Source organism: Bradyrhizobium sp. BR 1433 (assembly GCF_051547665.1).
Classification (GTDB): domain Bacteria; phylum Pseudomonadota; class Alphaproteobacteria; order Rhizobiales; family Xanthobacteraceae; genus Bradyrhizobium; species Bradyrhizobium australafricanum.
On record NZ_JBPUGG010000001.1, the window covers coordinates 7,051,630 to 7,067,262 of the forward strand.

A 15,633-nucleotide genomic window follows, 5' to 3' on the forward strand; every position below is an offset into this window, starting at 1 on the left:
CCTGCAGCCAAAGAGCCGGGAGGATGCCATGGCCAATATCCGAGTTCTCGCCACCGATCTGGAGTTTCCCGAAGGTCCGGTCGTCATGCCCGACGGTTCGGTCGTGCTGGTCGAAATCCGCGGCCAGCGGCTGACGCGGGTCTATCCCGACGGGCGCAAGGAGATCGTCGCCAAGGTGCCGGGCGGCCCGAACGGCGCGGCGCTCGGCCCGGACGGCAAGATGTACATCTGCAACAATGGTGGCTTCTCCTGGATTCCGACCCGCAACATGATCATGCCGGGGCCGCAGCCGGAGGATTATCTCGGCGGCTCGATCCAGCGCGTCGATCTGCAATCCGGCAAGGTCGAGACCGTGGTGACTAAATGCGGCGAGCACGCGCTGCGCGGGCCGAATGACCTGGTGTTCGACAGGCAGGGTGGCCTGTGGTTCTCCGACCTCGGCAAGCGCCGCGCCCGCGACATGGATGTCGGCGCGTTCTATTATCTGAAGCCCGGCATGAACGAGATCGTCGAGGCCGTGCACGGCATCCTGCCAGCCAACGGCATCGGCCTGTCGCCGGACGAGAAGACCGTCTACATCGCGGAGACGCCGACCGCGCGGCTGTGGGCGTATGAAGTTTCCGAGCCCGGCACCGTCAAGCCGCGCGACGTGATCTATCGCGGCGAGCGCGGCAAGCCGATCGCCGGCCTCGGCGGCTACCAGATGTTCGAACTCGCTCGCGGTCGAGGCATCTGGCAATGTCTGCGTCGCGACGCTGGTGTCGGGCTGCATCTCGGTGATCGCGCCCGACGGCACCGTGGTCGAGCAGGTGCCGACCGGCGACCGCGTCACCACCAACATCGCCTTCGGCGGCCCCGAGCTGAAGACCGCCTACATCACGCTGTCGGGCAAGGGCGAGCTGATCGCGATGGACTGGCCGCGGCCGGGATTGCCGCTGAATTTTCTGAATAGATGACGATTGCGGTTCGCGAAGCGCAATCGTCATTCCGGGATGGTTCGAAGCGCCAGACCCGGAATCTCGAGATTCCCCGATGCGCAATTGCGCATCTGAGGTTCGATGCTGCGCATCGCCCCGGAATGACAAAGATGGAGAGATCTCGAATGCCCTGGCTTGAACCGGTCACCCTTCGCGGCGCGCATGCGCGGCTGGAGCCGTTGTCCCACGATCATCGCGACGGGCTGGTCGAGGCGGTGAAGGACGGCGAGCTGTCAAAGCTCTGGTACACCGCGATCCCGCAGCCGGAGAACATGGCCAAGGAGATCGACCGCCGGCTCGGCCTGCAAAAGGCCGGATCGATGCTGCCGTTCACGGTGTTCGACGCCGACGGCAAGATTTCCGGCATGACGACCTACATGAACGTCGACACGTCGAACCGTCGCGTTGAGATCGGCTCGACCTGGTACGCCAAGCGTGTGCAGCGCAGCGCGGTCAATACGCAGTGCAAACTGCTACTACTGACCCATGCCTTCGAGAAGCTTGATTGCATCGCGGTCGAGTTCCGCACGCATTTCTTCAATCACCAGAGCCGGCGTGGCATCGAGCGTCTGGGTGCGAAGCAGGACGGCATTCTGCGCAGCCATCAGATCGCGCCCAACGGCACGTTGCGCGACACCGTGGTTTACAGCATCATCGCCAGCGAATGGCCGACGGTGAAGGCGCATCTGACCTATCAACTCAACGAAAAGCCGCGCTGACACGATAGTCGGCGCCAGAAACGAGACGATGGAAACGTTCGATTATGTGATCATCGGCGCAGGCTCCGCCGGGAGCGTGCTGACCAACCGCTTGAGTGAAGACGCAGGCACCAAGGTGTGCGTGCTCGAGGCGGGGCCGAGCGACTGGCATCCTTACATCCATCTGCCGGCCGGCTTCATCAAGACCTTCCATATGAAGAGCGTGAACTGGGCCTATCAGCAGGAGGTGGGTCCCTACACCGGCGGGCGCAGCATCTATGCGCCGCGCGGCAAGACGCTCGGCGGCTCGTCCTCGATCAACGGCCACATTTATAATCGCGGCCAGCGCCAGGATTTCGACACCTGGGCGCAGCTCGGCAATCGCGGCTGGGGCTATCCTGACGTGCTGCCCTATTTCCGGCGCATGGAGAGGCGGATCGGCGAGGGCGACGACACCTATCGCGGCCGCGACGGCAACCTCACCGTCACCACCATGGACTGGCAGGATCCACTCTGCGAGGCCTTCATGGCAGGCGCGGTCAGCCTCGGCATTCCGCGCAATCCTGATTACAACGGCCAGATACAGGAAGGCGTGTCGTACTGCCAGCGCACCATCCTAAACGGCCGCCGGGTCAGCGCCGCGACCGCGTTCCTGCATCCGGCGCGGCGGCGGCCCAATGTCGATGTGCGCACGCATGCGCATGTCACCGGCATCATCTTCGAGGGCAAGCGCGCGGTCGGCGTGCGCTACAACCGCGGCGGCAAGCACGGCGATCCCCTGGAGATCCGCGCCACCAAGGAGGTCATCCTCTCCGGCGGCGCCTACAACTCGCCGCAGCTGTTGCAGCTCTCCGGGGTCGGCGCGCCCGAGCTGTTGCAGGCGCACGGCATCGAGGTGCGCCACGCGCTGCCGGGCGTCGGCGAAGGTTTGCAGGATCATTACGCGCCGCGCTCGGTGGCGCGGGTCAAGAACATCAGGACCATCAACGAGCTTCGCCGCGGCTTCAGCCTGTGGGGCGAGGCGATCAAATGGGCGACGACGCGGCGCGGCCTGCTGTCGCTGTCGCCTACCATGGTCTACTGCTTCTGGCATTCCGGCGAGACCACCGAGAGCTCCGATCTGCAGCTCACCTTCACGCCGGCGAGCTACAAGGAAGGCGTGCAGGGCCAGCTCGAGGACGAGCCCGGCATGACGGTGGCGTCATGGCAGCAGCGGCCGGAGAGCCGCGGCTATGTCCGGATCCGCTCCGCCGATCCGTTCGCGCCGCCGATCATCCAGACCAACTACCTCGCCGAGGAGATCGACCGCCGCGTCGTCGTCGCCGGCATGAAGCTGGCGCGCCGGCTGCTCGCCTCCGAGCCGCTCAGTCCGTATTACGCCTATGAGGACTTTCCGGGCCCGAAGGTCACGAGCGACGACGAACTGCTCGCGGCCGCGACCGAGCGCGGCACCACCACCTTCCATCCCGGCTGCACCTGCCGGATGGGACCGGCGGACGCGCCGTGGGCGGTGGTCGACGACCAGCTTCGGGTCCATGGCATGGAGGGCCTGCGCGTGATCGACGCCTCGATCATGCCGCGGATGATCTCAGCCAATCTCAACGCCTCGACCTTGATGATCGCCGACAAGGCCTCCGACATGATCCGCGGCAAGGCACCCGAGGCGGCTGCGAAGCTGCCGGAGTATGCGTGACGGAATAGAGGCGTACGCGATGTTGCTTCTTGATCAGCGCGCTGTGTCTAACACCGTCATGCTGAGGAGGCCGCGAAGCGGCCGTCTCGAAGCACGACGGCCCGAGTGGGGCCGTGCATCCTTCAGACGCGCTACGCGCTCCTCAGGATGACGGGACTAATATCAGGAGCTCAGCCGTAGACGAACGCCTTGTCCTTGAGGTCGATCGCCGGGAATTCGTCCTTCTCGGCCCAGTAATCCTGGTTGTGCTGCCACTCCGGCTTGTCGCCGCGCTTCGGCAAGAGGTGCATACCGCGCATCATGTAGCCGGGGTTGAAGTTCTCCGGATCGATCCACGGCAGCAGCGGCATGTTGTGGTCCTCGGGGCGCAGCTCCGGCGTCACCTTGTTCGCGCCGGTCGCCTTCATGTGCTGCAGCAGGCGGCAGACGAAGTCGCCGACCAGATCGACACGCAAGGTCCAGCTGGCGCGGAAATAGCCGAACACCCAGACGAGGTTCGGCACGCCGGTGAACATCATGCCGCGATAGGTCACGGTATCGGCGAAGTCGAGCGGCTTGCCGTCGATCTCGAAGTCGATGCCGCCGTTGGCGGAGAGGTGGAAGCCGGTCGCGGTGATGATGATGTCGGCCTCGAGCTGCTTGCCGGACTTGAGCAGGATGCCCGTCTCGGTGAAGCGGTCGATCTCGTCGGTGACGACCGACGCCTTGCCGCCCTTGATGGCGTGGAACAGGTCGGCATCCGGCACGAAGGCGATGCGCTGCCGCCACGGCCGGTAGCTCGGCGTGAAGTGGGTGGCAATGTCGTAGTCCTTGCCGAGGACGGCTTCGACCGCCGCCAGCAGGTCCTTCTTGGCGCCCTCGGGCTCGGCGAAGGTCCGCCTGGTGAAGGCGTCCTGCTCGAACAGTATCTTGCGGCGGGTGATCTCGTGGATCCAGTGCTCGTCGACCTGCAGCCTGCGCAGCTCCTCGGCGATCTCGATGGCGTTGCGGCCGGTGCGGAAATAGGTCGGCGAACGCTGCAGCATGGTGACATGGCCGGCGTCCTTGGCCATCGCCGGGATCAGGGTCGCGGCGGTGGCGCCGGAGCCGATCACGACCACGCGCTTGCCCTTGTAGTCGAGGTCGTCGGGCCAGGTCTGCGGATGCACGACGGTGCCCTTGAACTTCGCCATGTCGGTCCATTCGGGCGTATAGCCCGCGTCGTGGCGATAATAGCCCTGGCACATCCAGAAGAAGTTGGTGGTGAAGCGCAGCCGCTCGCCGGTGTCGATGCGCGTCGCATCGATGGTCCAGAGATTCGTTTCGTTCGACCACTTCGCCGCGGTGATGGTGTGGCGATAGCGGATGTGACGGGCGATGTCGTTCTCCTCGATCACCTCGCCCATGTACTTCAGGATCTCGGCCGCGGTCGCGATCGGCGCGCTGGTCCACGGCTTGAAGCGATAGCCGAAGGTGTGCAGGTCGCTGTCGGAGCGGATGCCGGGATAGCGGTGGGTGGACCAGGTACCGCCAAAAGTCTTCTGCGTCTCCAGCACCACGAAGCTGGTGCCGGGGCATTGCGTGGTGAGGTGGTGGGCGGCGCCGACGCCGGAGATGCCGGCGCCTGCGATCAGGACGTCGAAGTGCTCTGTCGTGACGGGCTCGGCGGCCCGGATCTGGGTTTGGACGTTCATCTTCCCTGGTCTTGTTGCTTGTTGGCTTGTTTGTTGAGCTGCAGAAGCAAAACGCCGGAGCCATCGCCCCGGCGTTTGCCGATATCGGAACTAGACTTCGCGGCGGCTGAGGAAAGCCAGCCGCTCGAACAGATGCACATCCTGCTCGTTCTTGAGCAGCGCGCCATGCAGCGGCGGGATCAGCTTGCGCGGATCGCGCTCGCGCAGCATCTCGGGGGTGATGTCCTCGTTCAACAGCAGCTTGAGCCAGTCGAGCAGTTCCGAGGTCGAGGGCTTCTTCTTCAGGCCCGGCACCTCGCGGACTTCGAAGAAGATCCGCAGCGCCTCTTCCACCAGGCGCTTCTTGATACCGGGGAAATGCACGTCGACGATCTTGCCCATCGTCTCGTTGTCGGGGAACTTGATGTAGTGGAAGAAGCAGCGGCGCAGGAAGGCGTCCGGCAGTTCCTTCTCGTTGTTCGACGTGATCATCACGATCGGGCGCAGCTTCGCCTTGATGGTCTCGCCGGTCTCGTAGACGTGGAATTCCATGCGGTCGAGTTCGAGCAGCAGATCGTTTGGGAATTCGATGTCGGCCTTGTCGATCTCGTCGATCAGCAGCACCGGGCGCTTCTCGTTGGTGAAGGCCTCCCACAGCTTGCCGCGCTTGATGTAGTTCTTGATGTCGGACACGCGGGCGTCGCCGAGCTGGCTGTCGCGCAGTCGCGAGACGGCATCGTATTCGTAGAGGCCCTGCTGCGCCTTGGTGGTCGACTTGATGTGCCAGGTCAAAAGCGGCGCGTCGATCGCCTTGGCGACTTCCTCGGCCAGTACGGTCTTGCCGGTGCCGGGCTCGCCCTTCACCAGCAGCGGGCGCTCGAGCACGATGGCGGCATTGACGGCGACCTTGAGGTCATCGGTGGCGACGTAGTCCTTGGTACCCGTGAATTTCATCTATCTGTTTGCCTTGCTTCGTTCGTCGGCGGCCCGGGCCCCCACACGAAACGACCGCTCTCGCAGCGGTCGCATGTCCTCTCCGATATCTTGTCCGGTACAATTCTAATTGAAAAAGCCGGGCGGCTCAGCGCGGATTCCGCAGCGCAGCGGTACCGATGTGGGCTTCCGCATGGAATGTCATGCATCATCTTTCCGCTCTGCGGAATGATCGCCGGCGTGGCGCGACCTTGCCGCGATGGCGCGGGCGCCGCCACGGACCGACGGCGGCGGAGGTAACCCGGTGAAAGTGGATGGCTGATCTCGGGATGAAGCACTGCCGGGGGCCCTTGACGCCACCGGCCCAGCGGGCGATCTAGGTGGGTATGTTCCTGCAGTTTTTCACATCGCTGCGCGACGCCCAGGTCCCCGTGACGCTACGGGAATATCTGACCTTGATGGAAGCGCTTGACGCCGATCTCGCCGAGCAGACGGTTCAGAACTTCTACGATTTGTCGCGCGCCGCGTTGGTGAAGGACGAGCGCAATCTCGACAAGTTCGACCGCGTGTTCGGCACCGTGTTCAAGGGGTTCGAGAGCCTGCTCGACGCTATGGGCAAGGCGGAGATCCCCGAGGAGTGGCTGAAGAAGCTCGCGGAGAAATATCTCACCGAGGAAGAGAAGAAGCAGATCGAGGCCATGGGCTGGGACAAGCTCATGGAGACCCTGAAGAAGCGGCTCGAGGAACAGAAGGGCCGCCACCAGGGCGGCAGCAAGTGGATCGGCACCGCCGGCACCTCGCCGTTCGGCGCCCATGGCTATAATCCCGAGGGCGTGCGGATCGGGCAGGAGAAGAACCGCAACAACCGCGCCGTGAAGGTGTGGGACAAGCGCGAGTTCAAGGATCTCGACGGCAATGTCGAGCTCGGCATCCGCAACATCAAGGTCGCGCTGCGGCGGCTGCGCAAGTTCGCGCGCACCGGCGCGCCAGACGAGCTCGACCTCGACACCACGATCAAGGAGACCGCCAACCACGGCTATCTCGACGTGCACATGCGCCCCGAGCGGCGCAACGCGGTCAAGGTGCTGGTGTTCTTCGATATCGGCGGCTCGATGGATTCGCATATCGAGCAGGTCGAGGAACTGTTCTCGGCCGCCAAGAGCGAATTCAAGCACATGGAATACTTCTACTTCCACAACTGCCTCTATGAGGGCGTGTGGAAGCAGAACAAGCGGCGCTTCACCGATCGCACGCCGACCTGGGACGTGCTGCACAAGTACCCGCACGACTACAAGGTGGTGTTCGTGGGCGACGCCTCGATGTCGCCTTACGAGATCATGGTTCCCGGCGGCTCGGTCGAGCATGTCAATGAAGAGGCCGGCTCGGTTTGGCTCGATCGCATCATCCGCACCTATCCGCACGCGGTGTGGCTCAATCCGGTGGCGCAGAAGCACTGGGACTATTCGGAATCGACCACCATCATCCGCCGCCTGTTCTCCGAGCGCATGTATCCGATCACGATCGAAGGTCTGGAGAACGCGATGCGGGAGCTGGTGCGGTAACCAATCCCGTCATTCCGGACGGTCCGCAGGACCGATCCGGAATCTCGAGCTGACGAAATTCGATCGAGGTTCCGGCTTCGATGCTGCCGCATCGCCCCGGAATGACGATCAAGAAAAGCCAGGGAGAGCCCCATGCCCCAGAATATCCACCGCGGCATCAAGGTGATGATCGACGAGGCCAATGCCGAGATCGAGACCATCAGCGCGGCCGATGCGATCACGCTGATCGGCAAGAACGACGTCGTCATCGTCGACATCCGCGATCCCCGCGAGATCGAGCGCGACGGCAGGATCCCGGGCGCGTTCTCCTGCACCCGCGGCATGCTGGAGTTCTGGATCGATCCGAACAGCCCCTATGCCAAGCCGATCTTCCAGGAAGACAAGAAGTTCATCTTCCACTGCGCCGGCGGCCTGCGCTCGGCACTCGCCGCCAAGACCGCGAAGGACATGGGCCTGAAGCCCGTCGCGCATATGGGCGGCGGCTTTGCCGCCTGGCGCGAGGCCGGCGGGCCGATCGAGGCGTGGGAGCCGAAGAAGAAGGGCTGAAGGTTCTCCGTCATTCCGGGGCGCGTAGCGCGACCCGGAATCTCGCGCGACAACCTCTGGATTCCGGGTTCACGCTTCGCGTGCCCTCAGGTGCGCAATTGCGCACTGGGGAATGACAAGAAGGAATGATCATGACCGCCACCGACGATCCGCTCGTTTCGACCGAATGGCTGGCTGCGCATCTCGGCGATGCCAACGTCAAGGTGCTCGACGCGACCTTCAAGCTGCCCGGCGTGCTGCCATTGCCGAAGGACGATTATCTCGCCGCGCATCTGCCGGGTGCTGTGTTCTTCGATGTCGACGCGGTGTCCGACCATGCCAATCCGCTGCCGCACATGTTTCCGAGCGCCGAGCAGTTCGGCCGCGACATCGGTGCGCTCGGCATCGGCAACGCCGACACTGTGGTGATCTATGATGCCGGCGGCTGGGTTGCGGCGCCGCGCGCCTGGTGGATGTTCCTGTCCTATGGCCATCGCAACGTGCGCATTCTCAACGGCGGCCTGAAGAAGTGGCGCGCCGAGGGCAGGGCGGTCGAGAGCGGCGAGGTGAAGCCGAAGCCTGCGACCTTCAAGGCGAGCTACGATCCGAAGCGCGTGCGCAGCATCGAGCAGATGATCGCCAATGTCGAAAGCCGTGCCGAGCAGGTGATCGATGCGCGCGCCGCCGACCGCTTCGAGGGCCGCGCGCCGGAGCCACGGCCGGGCATCCGCGCCGGCCACATCCCAGGCGCCCGCAACGTGCCCTACAACCAGCTGTTCGATGCCGCGACCGGCGAGATGAAGCCGCTCGATGACCTGCGCAAGTCGTTCGCGGGCGCCGGCGTGAAGCTCGATGCGCCCATCGTCACGAGCTGCGGGTCCGGCGTCTCGGCCGGCGTGCTGACGCTTGCGCTCTACCGGCTCGGCGTCACCGAGAGCGCGCTCTATGACGGCTCTTGGTCGGAATGGGGCAGGCGAGCGGCCCGCCGATCGCAACGGGGCCGGCCTGACAGGTCATTCCTGCTTGCTAGCGCCGGGTGAGCGGCACCAGGGTCGGCTGGCCGAACGGATCGAGCTGCTGCTGCTGAACGATTTGCCGAACCGGCGGCGCGCGGACAATCCGCCGCCGCTCCTTGCGATGTGCCGGCTTGCTGACCGCGCTGCGCTCCGGCTTCTTCGCCTCAGCGGCCTTCGGCGCTACCGGCACTTCGACAACAACTTCGGGCCCACCCAGCGTTGCGATCTTGGTCGCGGCCGCGATCGCCTCGGGTGATGGCGGCGGGGCGGGCTCCGGCGCAACCATTGCTGGTGCCGGTGCAGCAGGCGCGGGCTCGCTGGTTGTGGCGGGCGGATCAGCGACGGCGGCGACCTTGGCCTCGGTGGCCGCCGGTGCGGCTTCGGCGGCAGCGGGCGTTAGCTCCGATGCCGGCGAAGGATCTGCGGTCGGAATCTGCGCCGCGCCGTCGGCGGGCTGAGCTGGTGGCGCGGGGGTCTCCGTGGCTTGAGCCTCCGGCTTCGGCGGAGCGGGTGGGACCCGATCATCCGCCGTCACGGCGGTGACCTTCTCCGGCTCGGCTGCAGGGGCGGCGATCTCAGCGGGAGCGGCCGGTTGTTCGGACGCGGCCGGCTCGGACGGGGCTGCCGGCGTATCGGTCGTCACCTTGTCGGCGGCGGGCGGATCGACCCGCACCATGGCAAGCACGGGCGGGGTCTCGGGCTGCTGCGCGAATTGCGGCTCGGGCGGCGGCGCCCGGCGGGCCGGAATGCTGGCGAACTCTTCATGTGCCGCGCGAAACAGCGCGGCTGCCCCTAACCCGAACACCAGAAGCGAGGTCGCCAGCACGATCGCGGCGAACAGAAAACGAAGGCCGGGGAGCATGGGCGCGGGTTCCCCCTTCTGCGGGAGGGTCTTCGATGTCGAGGGAACGCGGTGACCACACAAGAAAGCCGGCGTCGCGAGCGCGAATCAGGCCGATTCGAAGATATCGCAACGTCCCGGGACTGTTTGTTACAAAATGCGGGTGATTGATGACTTTGGCCACGTGGACAAACATTCCCGACCCGTGAGACATCTTTGCCGCAGCGTTGACGCGAAATCACAAAAGGCCCGGAATAGCCCGGGTTTCGCGGATTTGTCTTGAATGCGCCGCTATCTTCCTGCATTGGGCCGTTAACAGTCCGGTGTGGCTTGGGGACTATAACAGAGCAATGATGATCAACCGCATTCTGACGATTTGCGCTGCCGCGGCTCTCGGCGTGGCAGGAACCTCGCTTGCGCATGCGCAGCAGGGTTATCCGGCGTCCCAGGGCACCGCCTATTCGACGGCACCTCAGCCCTACCCTCAGGGCAGCATGCCGGATTTCGACGCTCTCAATGACGATGACGGACAGGATTCGGCTGCACTGCCGCCGTCCGGTCCGGTGCTGTCGCCGAACGACCCGCGCTATGGCCGTCCGGCGAATGCGCCCACCTATTCCGATCGTGGCGCGCCGACTGGTCCGGTGATGTCGCCGGACGATCCGCGCTATGGCCGCCCGATGAATGCTCCTCCGGTCTATTCCGACCGTGGCGCGCCGACTGGGCCGGTGATGTCGCCCGATGATCCCCGCTACGGCCGTCCGATGGGGCCGCCGCCGGTGATCTATGGCGATCGTCCGGGTACGCAACAAGCCAATCGCGACAATGGCGTTCCGGCCGCCGGTGTTTCCTACGGCGACGACCGCGGCGGCATGCGTCCGCCCGAGGGCGTTACCGGAGCCGTGCCGCAGCAGCAGGCGCCGGTCGATGCCAACGGCAAGCCGGTGCAGATCGCGGCGCTGCCGCCGGACGAGCAGCCCGAAGACGCCCCGGCGCAACTGCCGCCGAATCTGCGCCGCCAGGAAGTGTCGTTCGCGACCAAGGAGCCGGCAGGTACGATCGTCGTCGATACGTCGAACACCTACCTCTATTACATCCTGGGCAACGGCCGGGCGGTTCGTTACGGCGTCCGTGTCGGCCGCGACGGCTTCACCTGGACCGGCGTGCAGAAGATCACGCGCAAGGCCGAGTGGCCGGATTGGCATCCGCCGACCGAGATGATCGAGCGTCAGCCCTATCTGCCGCGCTTCATGGCCGGCGGACCCGGCAACCCGCTCGGCGCCCGCGCGATGCATCTCGGCTCGACCGTGTACCGTATTCACGGCACCAACCAGCCGTCGACCATCGGCAAGTTCGTTTCGTCGGGCTGCATCGGCATGCTGAACGAAGACGTCTCCGACCTGTTCGAGCGCGCCAAGGTCGGCACCCGCGTGGTTGTGCTGCCCGGTGGTCCGCCGCCGGGAACGGCGACGGCTTCTGCCGCGCCCCCGAACCCAATGGCTCCCGCGTCGGCTCAGGCGGCGGCGCCGCTGCCCGGCACGCAGCCGACCACGGTGCAGCCGCTGCCCGCACCGGTGACGGTGCGCTAGGCCAACGGGCAAGTTCATCATTGAAAAAGGCGCGCGAACAGCGCGTCTTTTTTGTTGCAACAAGCCGCGCAATCCGACGTTGCCGCCCGGGAGGCAATGCGATGCAGGACGTCTGCGAGACCTATCCGCGGCTGAATGCGCCAAAGCCTGTCGCCGATGACGTATGGATGATCGATGGTCCGATCATCCGGTTCGGTCCGCGCTGGTTCAAGATGCCGTTCCAACGCGCGCGACGATCGTTCGTCTGCCGGGTGGGCGGCTGTTCATTCACTCGCCGACACCATTGCTGGCCGAGCTCAAGGCCGCAATCGTTGAGCTGGGCGTACCGCGCTGGATCATCGGTCCGAACCGTCTGCATTACTGGTGGATTCCGGAATGGAATGCTGCCTATCCCGACGCGCGCATCTTCCTTGCGCCCGGGATCAAGCAACAGGCGGACAATCGGCTGACCTTCGAAGGCGAGCGACTGGAACGATCATCCGGCTATCCCTGGGATGAGTGGATCGCGACGCTGCCGGTGGCAGGCAGCTACATGACGGAGGTCGTGTTCTTCCATCTGCCGTCGCGGACATTGCTGCTGACGGACCTGATCGAGAATTTTGAGGCCGGACGAGTCCGCTCGCCGTTGATGCGGTTCCTGATCTGGCTCGGCGGCGTGCGCGATCCCGACGGCAGCACGCCAACCGATCTGCGCTCGACCTTCCTGCAGGACAGGGACGCGATGAAGGCCGCCGTCGCCCGCATGATCGAATGGGATCCGGAGCGGATCATTCTCGCCCACGGGCGCTGGTACGACCGGGACGGCCGCGCCGAGCTCGAACGCGCGTTCCGCTGGCTCGGCTAGCCGCAGTGAATGCCGCTGTCAGGCCAGGCGCCGCGGCAGCTCGTTGCCCTTGGTGAAAGCATCGATGCACTCGACCATCTGCTGATAATGCGCCTGCAGGCTCTCGCGCGTCGCGTAGCCGAGATGCGGCGTGATCACGACGTTGTCGAGCTTGCGCAGCGGGTGATCCGACGGCAGCGGCTCGACCGAGAACACGTCGATGCCGGCGCCGGCGATCGTCTTGTCGCGCAGCGCCGCGAACAGGGCGTCCTCATCGACGATCGGCCCGCGCGCGGTGTTGACGAGATAGGCCGACGGCTTCATGCGGGCGAGATCGGCGGCGCCGACCAGTCCGCGCGAGCGCGGGCTCAGCACGACATGGATGGTGATGATGTCTGATGTCGCGAACAGCTCGTCCTTGCTGGCATAGCCGACGCCGGCCTCCTTGCACTTCTCCGGCGTCAGATTGGGACTCCAGGCGATGACGTTCATGCCGAACACTTTGGCCATGCCGGCGACCTTGCTGCCGAGCTTGCCGAGGCCGATGATGCCGAGCGTCTTGCCCTCGATCTCGGTACCGGCAAAGGTCTGCCAGGCCTCGCCGGCGTGCATGCGCGCATTCTCGCGGCCGATGCCGCGCGTCAGTTCCAGGATCAGGCCCATGGTCAGCGGCGCGGTGGGATCGCGGCTATATTGGGTGCCGCACAACACCACCTTGCGGTTCTTGGCGGCCTCCATGTCGATCGCCGCGTTGCGCATGCCTGACGTGATCAGGAGCTGCAGCCTGGGCAGCGCGTTCGAGCAGGCTCTTCGGGAACGGGGTGCGCTCGCGCATCGCGCAGATGATCTCGAAATCCTTCAGCTTCGTCGCCGCTTCCGCCTCGCTCGCGAACGGCTTGTCGAACACGGTGACGTCGACCCGGTCCTTGACCTTCGGCCAGTCGGCCACCGAAAGCGCGATGTCAAAATAGTCGTCGAGGATTGCACAGCGGAGCCGCGTCATCGGGGAGGTCCATTCAGGGTGAGGACGACGGCGGGAGATCAACCGTCGGGATACCCGTCATGGTCGCGCGCAATCGGCAGGCGCGCAAGCGGCCGCGGTTTCAAAAGCGGCGATTGTCACACGCGCGGCGACGGCTTCTTCGTGGCGCGGATATCGGCGAGCATCGAGCGGACCGCCGGCGACAGCGCCATCTGCTTGGCACGGCAGGCCGGACCCGGGCCGCGCATATAGTGCAGTTCCGGCCGGTAGGGATTGAAAGCCTTGGCGACGAAGGCGCGCCAAAAGGCGCGGAATTCGGCGAACAGCGTCGCCTCGCCTTTGGTCGTCGGGCGCGGAAGGGGTGCTGAAATGATGGTAGCCATGACGTGGCCTCAACTGTTTTGGCCGCGGTTCTGCCGCGAAAATCGCCGTTTTTCGACGTTGAGAACGAGTTTTGGCCTGATTTATTAAAAGATGGTTTCAATTGTCGTGATTCGGCGCACACATGACGTCGAACCCGTAATCACCCGTGGTGAAGCCGCGAAACGTGGTGAACGGACGGAAAACAGAGGTCCCGCGGTTGCGCTTTCGGGGGCCGGCCGTTACATCGGCGGCAGCAAAATTTCCACAAATCGGATCAATTCCAGGGACAGCGGATGGCTCGCCAGTTCATCTATTTCATGCAGGGTCTGACCAAGGCGTACCCGACCCGCAAGGTGCTCGATAACATCCATCTGAGCTTCTACCCGGACGCCAAGATCGGCGTGCTCGGCGTCAACGGCTCGGGCAAGTCGACGCTGCTCAAGATCATGGCCGGCCTCGACAAGGAGTATAACGGCGAGGCCTGGGTCGCCGAGGGCGCCCGCGTCGGCTATCTCGAGCAGGAGCCGCACCTTGATCCGGCACTCAACGTTCGTGAGAACGTCATGCAGGGCGTTGCCAAGCAGAAGGCGATCCTCGACCGCTACAACGAGCTTGCGGTCAACTATTCGGACGAGACCGCCGACGAGATGACCAAGCTGCAGGACGAGATCGAGGCCCAGGGCCTGTGGGATCTCGACAGCAAGGTCGACCAGGCGATGGACGCGCTGCGCTGCCCGCCCGACGATGCCGATGTCACAAAACTGTCCGGCGGTGAACGCCGCCGCGTGGCGCTGTGCCGCCTGCTGCTCGACCAGCCGGAATTGCTGCTGCTGGACGAGCCGACCAACCATCTCGACGCCGAATTGGTGTCGTGGCTGGAAGGTCATCTGCGCAACTATCCCGGCGCGATCCTGATCGTGACCCACGACCGTTACTTCCTCGACAACGTCACGGGCTGGATCCTCGAGCTCGACCGCGGCCGCGGCATCCCCTACGAGGGCAATTACTCGTCCTGGCTGGTGCAGAAGCAGAAGCGACTCGAGCAGGAAGGCCGCGAGGACGCCGCGCACCAGAAGACGCTGGCCCGCGAGCAGGAATGGGTGGCGTCCTCGCCGAAGGCGCGCCAGGCCAAGTCGAAGGCGCGCTACCAGCGCTATGAGGATCTGCTCAAGAAGGCGAGCGAGAAGCAGACCCAGACCGCGCAGATCATCATTCCGGTCGCCGAGCGGCTCGGCGCCAACGTCGTCGACTTCGAAGGTCTCAGCAAGGGGTTTGGCGATCGCCTCTTGATCGACGAGCTCACCTTCAAGCTGCCGCCCGGCGGCATCGTCGGCGTGATCGGTGCCAACGGCGCCGGCAAGACCACGCTGTTCAAGATGATCACCGAGCAGGAGACGCCGGACAAGGGCACCATCACGGTCGGCGAGACCGTGCATCTCGGCTATGTCGACCAGTCGCGCGACGCGCTCGAGGGCAACAAGACGGTGTGGGAGGAGATCTCCGGCGGCAACGAGCTGATCCTGCTCGGCAAGAAGGAAGTCAATTCGCGCGGCTACTGCTCGGCGTTCAACTTCAAGGGCGCCGACCAGCAGAAGAAGGTCGGCGCGCTGTCGGGCGGTGAGCGCAACCGCGTGCATCTCGCCAAGATGCTGAAGTCGGGCGCCAACGTGCTGCTGCTCGACGAACCGACCAACGACCTCGACGTCGACACGCTGCGCGCGCTGGAAGAGGCGCTCGAGGATTTCGCCGGTTGCGCCGTCATCATCAGCCATGACCGCTGGTTCCTCGACCGCATCGCGACCCATATCCTGGCCTTCGAGGGCGACAGCCATGTCGAATGGTTCGAGGGCAACTTCCAGGATTACGAAAAGGACAAGATGCGCCGGCTCGGCCAGGACAGCATCATTCCTCATCGCGTGAAGTACAAGAAGCTGACGCGCTGACCAGTATGAACGGTCGAACGCGGCATCTCGCCGCGC

At 64.8% G+C, this 15,633-nt stretch carries 11 protein-coding genes and 3 pseudogenes; 9 read left to right on the forward strand and 5 right to left on the reverse strand.

The window, feature by feature from the left end; genetic code table 11:
* Positions 1-28 precede the first annotated feature (28 nt).
* The 3 genes and pseudogenes from ACSKB9_RS33855 to ACSKB9_RS33865 all read left to right on the forward strand — a co-directional run bounded on the left by ACSKB9_RS33855 (position 29) and on the right by ACSKB9_RS33865 (position 3,368).
* A pseudogene (locus tag ACSKB9_RS33855) lies at positions 29-956 on the forward strand (SMP-30/gluconolactonase/LRE family protein).
* Between the two features lie 146 nt (positions 957-1,102).
* Positions 1,103-1,696: a GNAT family N-acetyltransferase gene (locus ACSKB9_RS33860; RefSeq protein ID WP_253625584.1), complete on the forward strand. Its 594-nt coding sequence runs from the start codon at positions 1,103-1,105 to the stop codon at positions 1,694-1,696.
* Between the two features lie 28 nt (positions 1,697-1,724).
* A complete protein-coding gene (locus tag ACSKB9_RS33865; RefSeq protein WP_253625585.1) occupies positions 1,725-3,368 on the forward strand; it encodes a GMC family oxidoreductase in 1,644 nt (547 codons plus the stop codon).
* Positions 3,369-3,538: 170 nt separating this feature from the next.
* Here ACSKB9_RS33865 and ACSKB9_RS33870 read toward each other — a convergent pair whose 3' ends face one another.
* Positions 3,539-5,041, reverse strand: a complete 1,503-nt coding sequence (locus ACSKB9_RS33870) for a flavin-containing monooxygenase (protein ID WP_438078612.1) — start codon at positions 5,039-5,041, stop codon at positions 3,539-3,541.
* 90 nt (positions 5,042-5,131) lie between these two features.
* On the reverse strand, positions 5,132-5,974 hold the full coding sequence (locus ACSKB9_RS33875; RefSeq protein WP_016847781.1) for an AAA family ATPase: 843 nt from the start codon (positions 5,972-5,974) through the stop codon (positions 5,132-5,134).
* Between the two features lie 365 nt (positions 5,975-6,339).
* On the opposite strand from ACSKB9_RS33875, the gene ACSKB9_RS33880 reads away from it, so the two are divergent.
* The 3 genes and pseudogenes from ACSKB9_RS33880 to sseA all read left to right on the forward strand — a co-directional run bounded on the left by ACSKB9_RS33880 (position 6,340) and on the right by sseA (position 9,049).
* Positions 6,340-7,515: a vWA domain-containing protein gene (locus tag ACSKB9_RS33880; RefSeq protein WP_438080519.1), complete on the forward strand. Its 1,176-nt coding sequence runs from the start codon at positions 6,340-6,342 to the stop codon at positions 7,513-7,515.
* Positions 7,516-7,647: 132 nt separating this feature from the next.
* Positions 7,648-8,061, forward strand: a complete 414-nt coding sequence (locus tag ACSKB9_RS33885; RefSeq protein ID WP_438078615.1) for a rhodanese-like domain-containing protein — start codon at positions 7,648-7,650, stop codon at positions 8,059-8,061.
* Between the two features lie 131 nt (positions 8,062-8,192).
* Positions 8,193-9,049, forward strand: a pseudogene (sseA, locus tag ACSKB9_RS33890) (3-mercaptopyruvate sulfurtransferase).
* 17 nt (positions 9,050-9,066) lie between these two features.
* On the opposite strand, the gene ACSKB9_RS33895 reads toward sseA, so the two are convergent.
* On the reverse strand, positions 9,067-9,918 hold the full coding sequence (locus ACSKB9_RS33895; protein WP_438078617.1) for a hypothetical protein: 852 nt from the start codon (positions 9,916-9,918) through the stop codon (positions 9,067-9,069).
* A 329-nt stretch (positions 9,919-10,247) separates the two neighbouring features.
* Between ACSKB9_RS33895 and ACSKB9_RS33900 the strand changes: the two genes are divergently transcribed.
* Positions 10,248-11,486 carry a L,D-transpeptidase family protein gene (locus ACSKB9_RS33900; protein WP_438078619.1) on the forward strand — a complete coding sequence of 413 codons (1,239 nt, stop codon included), beginning with the start codon at positions 10,248-10,250 and terminating at the stop codon, positions 11,484-11,486.
* 163 nt (positions 11,487-11,649) lie between these two features.
* On the forward strand, positions 11,650-12,330 hold the full coding sequence (locus ACSKB9_RS33905; protein WP_438078621.1) for a DUF4336 domain-containing protein: 681 nt from the start codon (positions 11,650-11,652) through the stop codon (positions 12,328-12,330).
* Positions 12,331-12,348: 18 nt separating this feature from the next.
* Here the strand turns inward: ACSKB9_RS33905 and ACSKB9_RS33910 are convergent.
* Both ACSKB9_RS33910 and ACSKB9_RS33915 read right to left on the reverse strand, forming a co-directional pair.
* Positions 12,349-13,312: pseudogene (locus ACSKB9_RS33910) on the reverse strand (D-2-hydroxyacid dehydrogenase family protein).
* Positions 13,313-13,428: 116 nt separating this feature from the next.
* On the reverse strand, positions 13,429-13,674 hold the full coding sequence (locus tag ACSKB9_RS33915) for a hypothetical protein (RefSeq protein WP_057019128.1): 246 nt from the start codon (positions 13,672-13,674) through the stop codon (positions 13,429-13,431).
* Between the two features lie 273 nt (positions 13,675-13,947).
* Between ACSKB9_RS33915 and ettA the strand changes: the two genes are divergently transcribed.
* Entirely contained in the window at positions 13,948-15,597 is a 1,650-nt protein-coding gene (ettA, locus tag ACSKB9_RS33920; RefSeq protein WP_438078623.1) for an energy-dependent translational throttle protein EttA, read from the forward strand.
* The last annotated feature ends 36 nt before the right edge of the window (positions 15,598-15,633 follow it).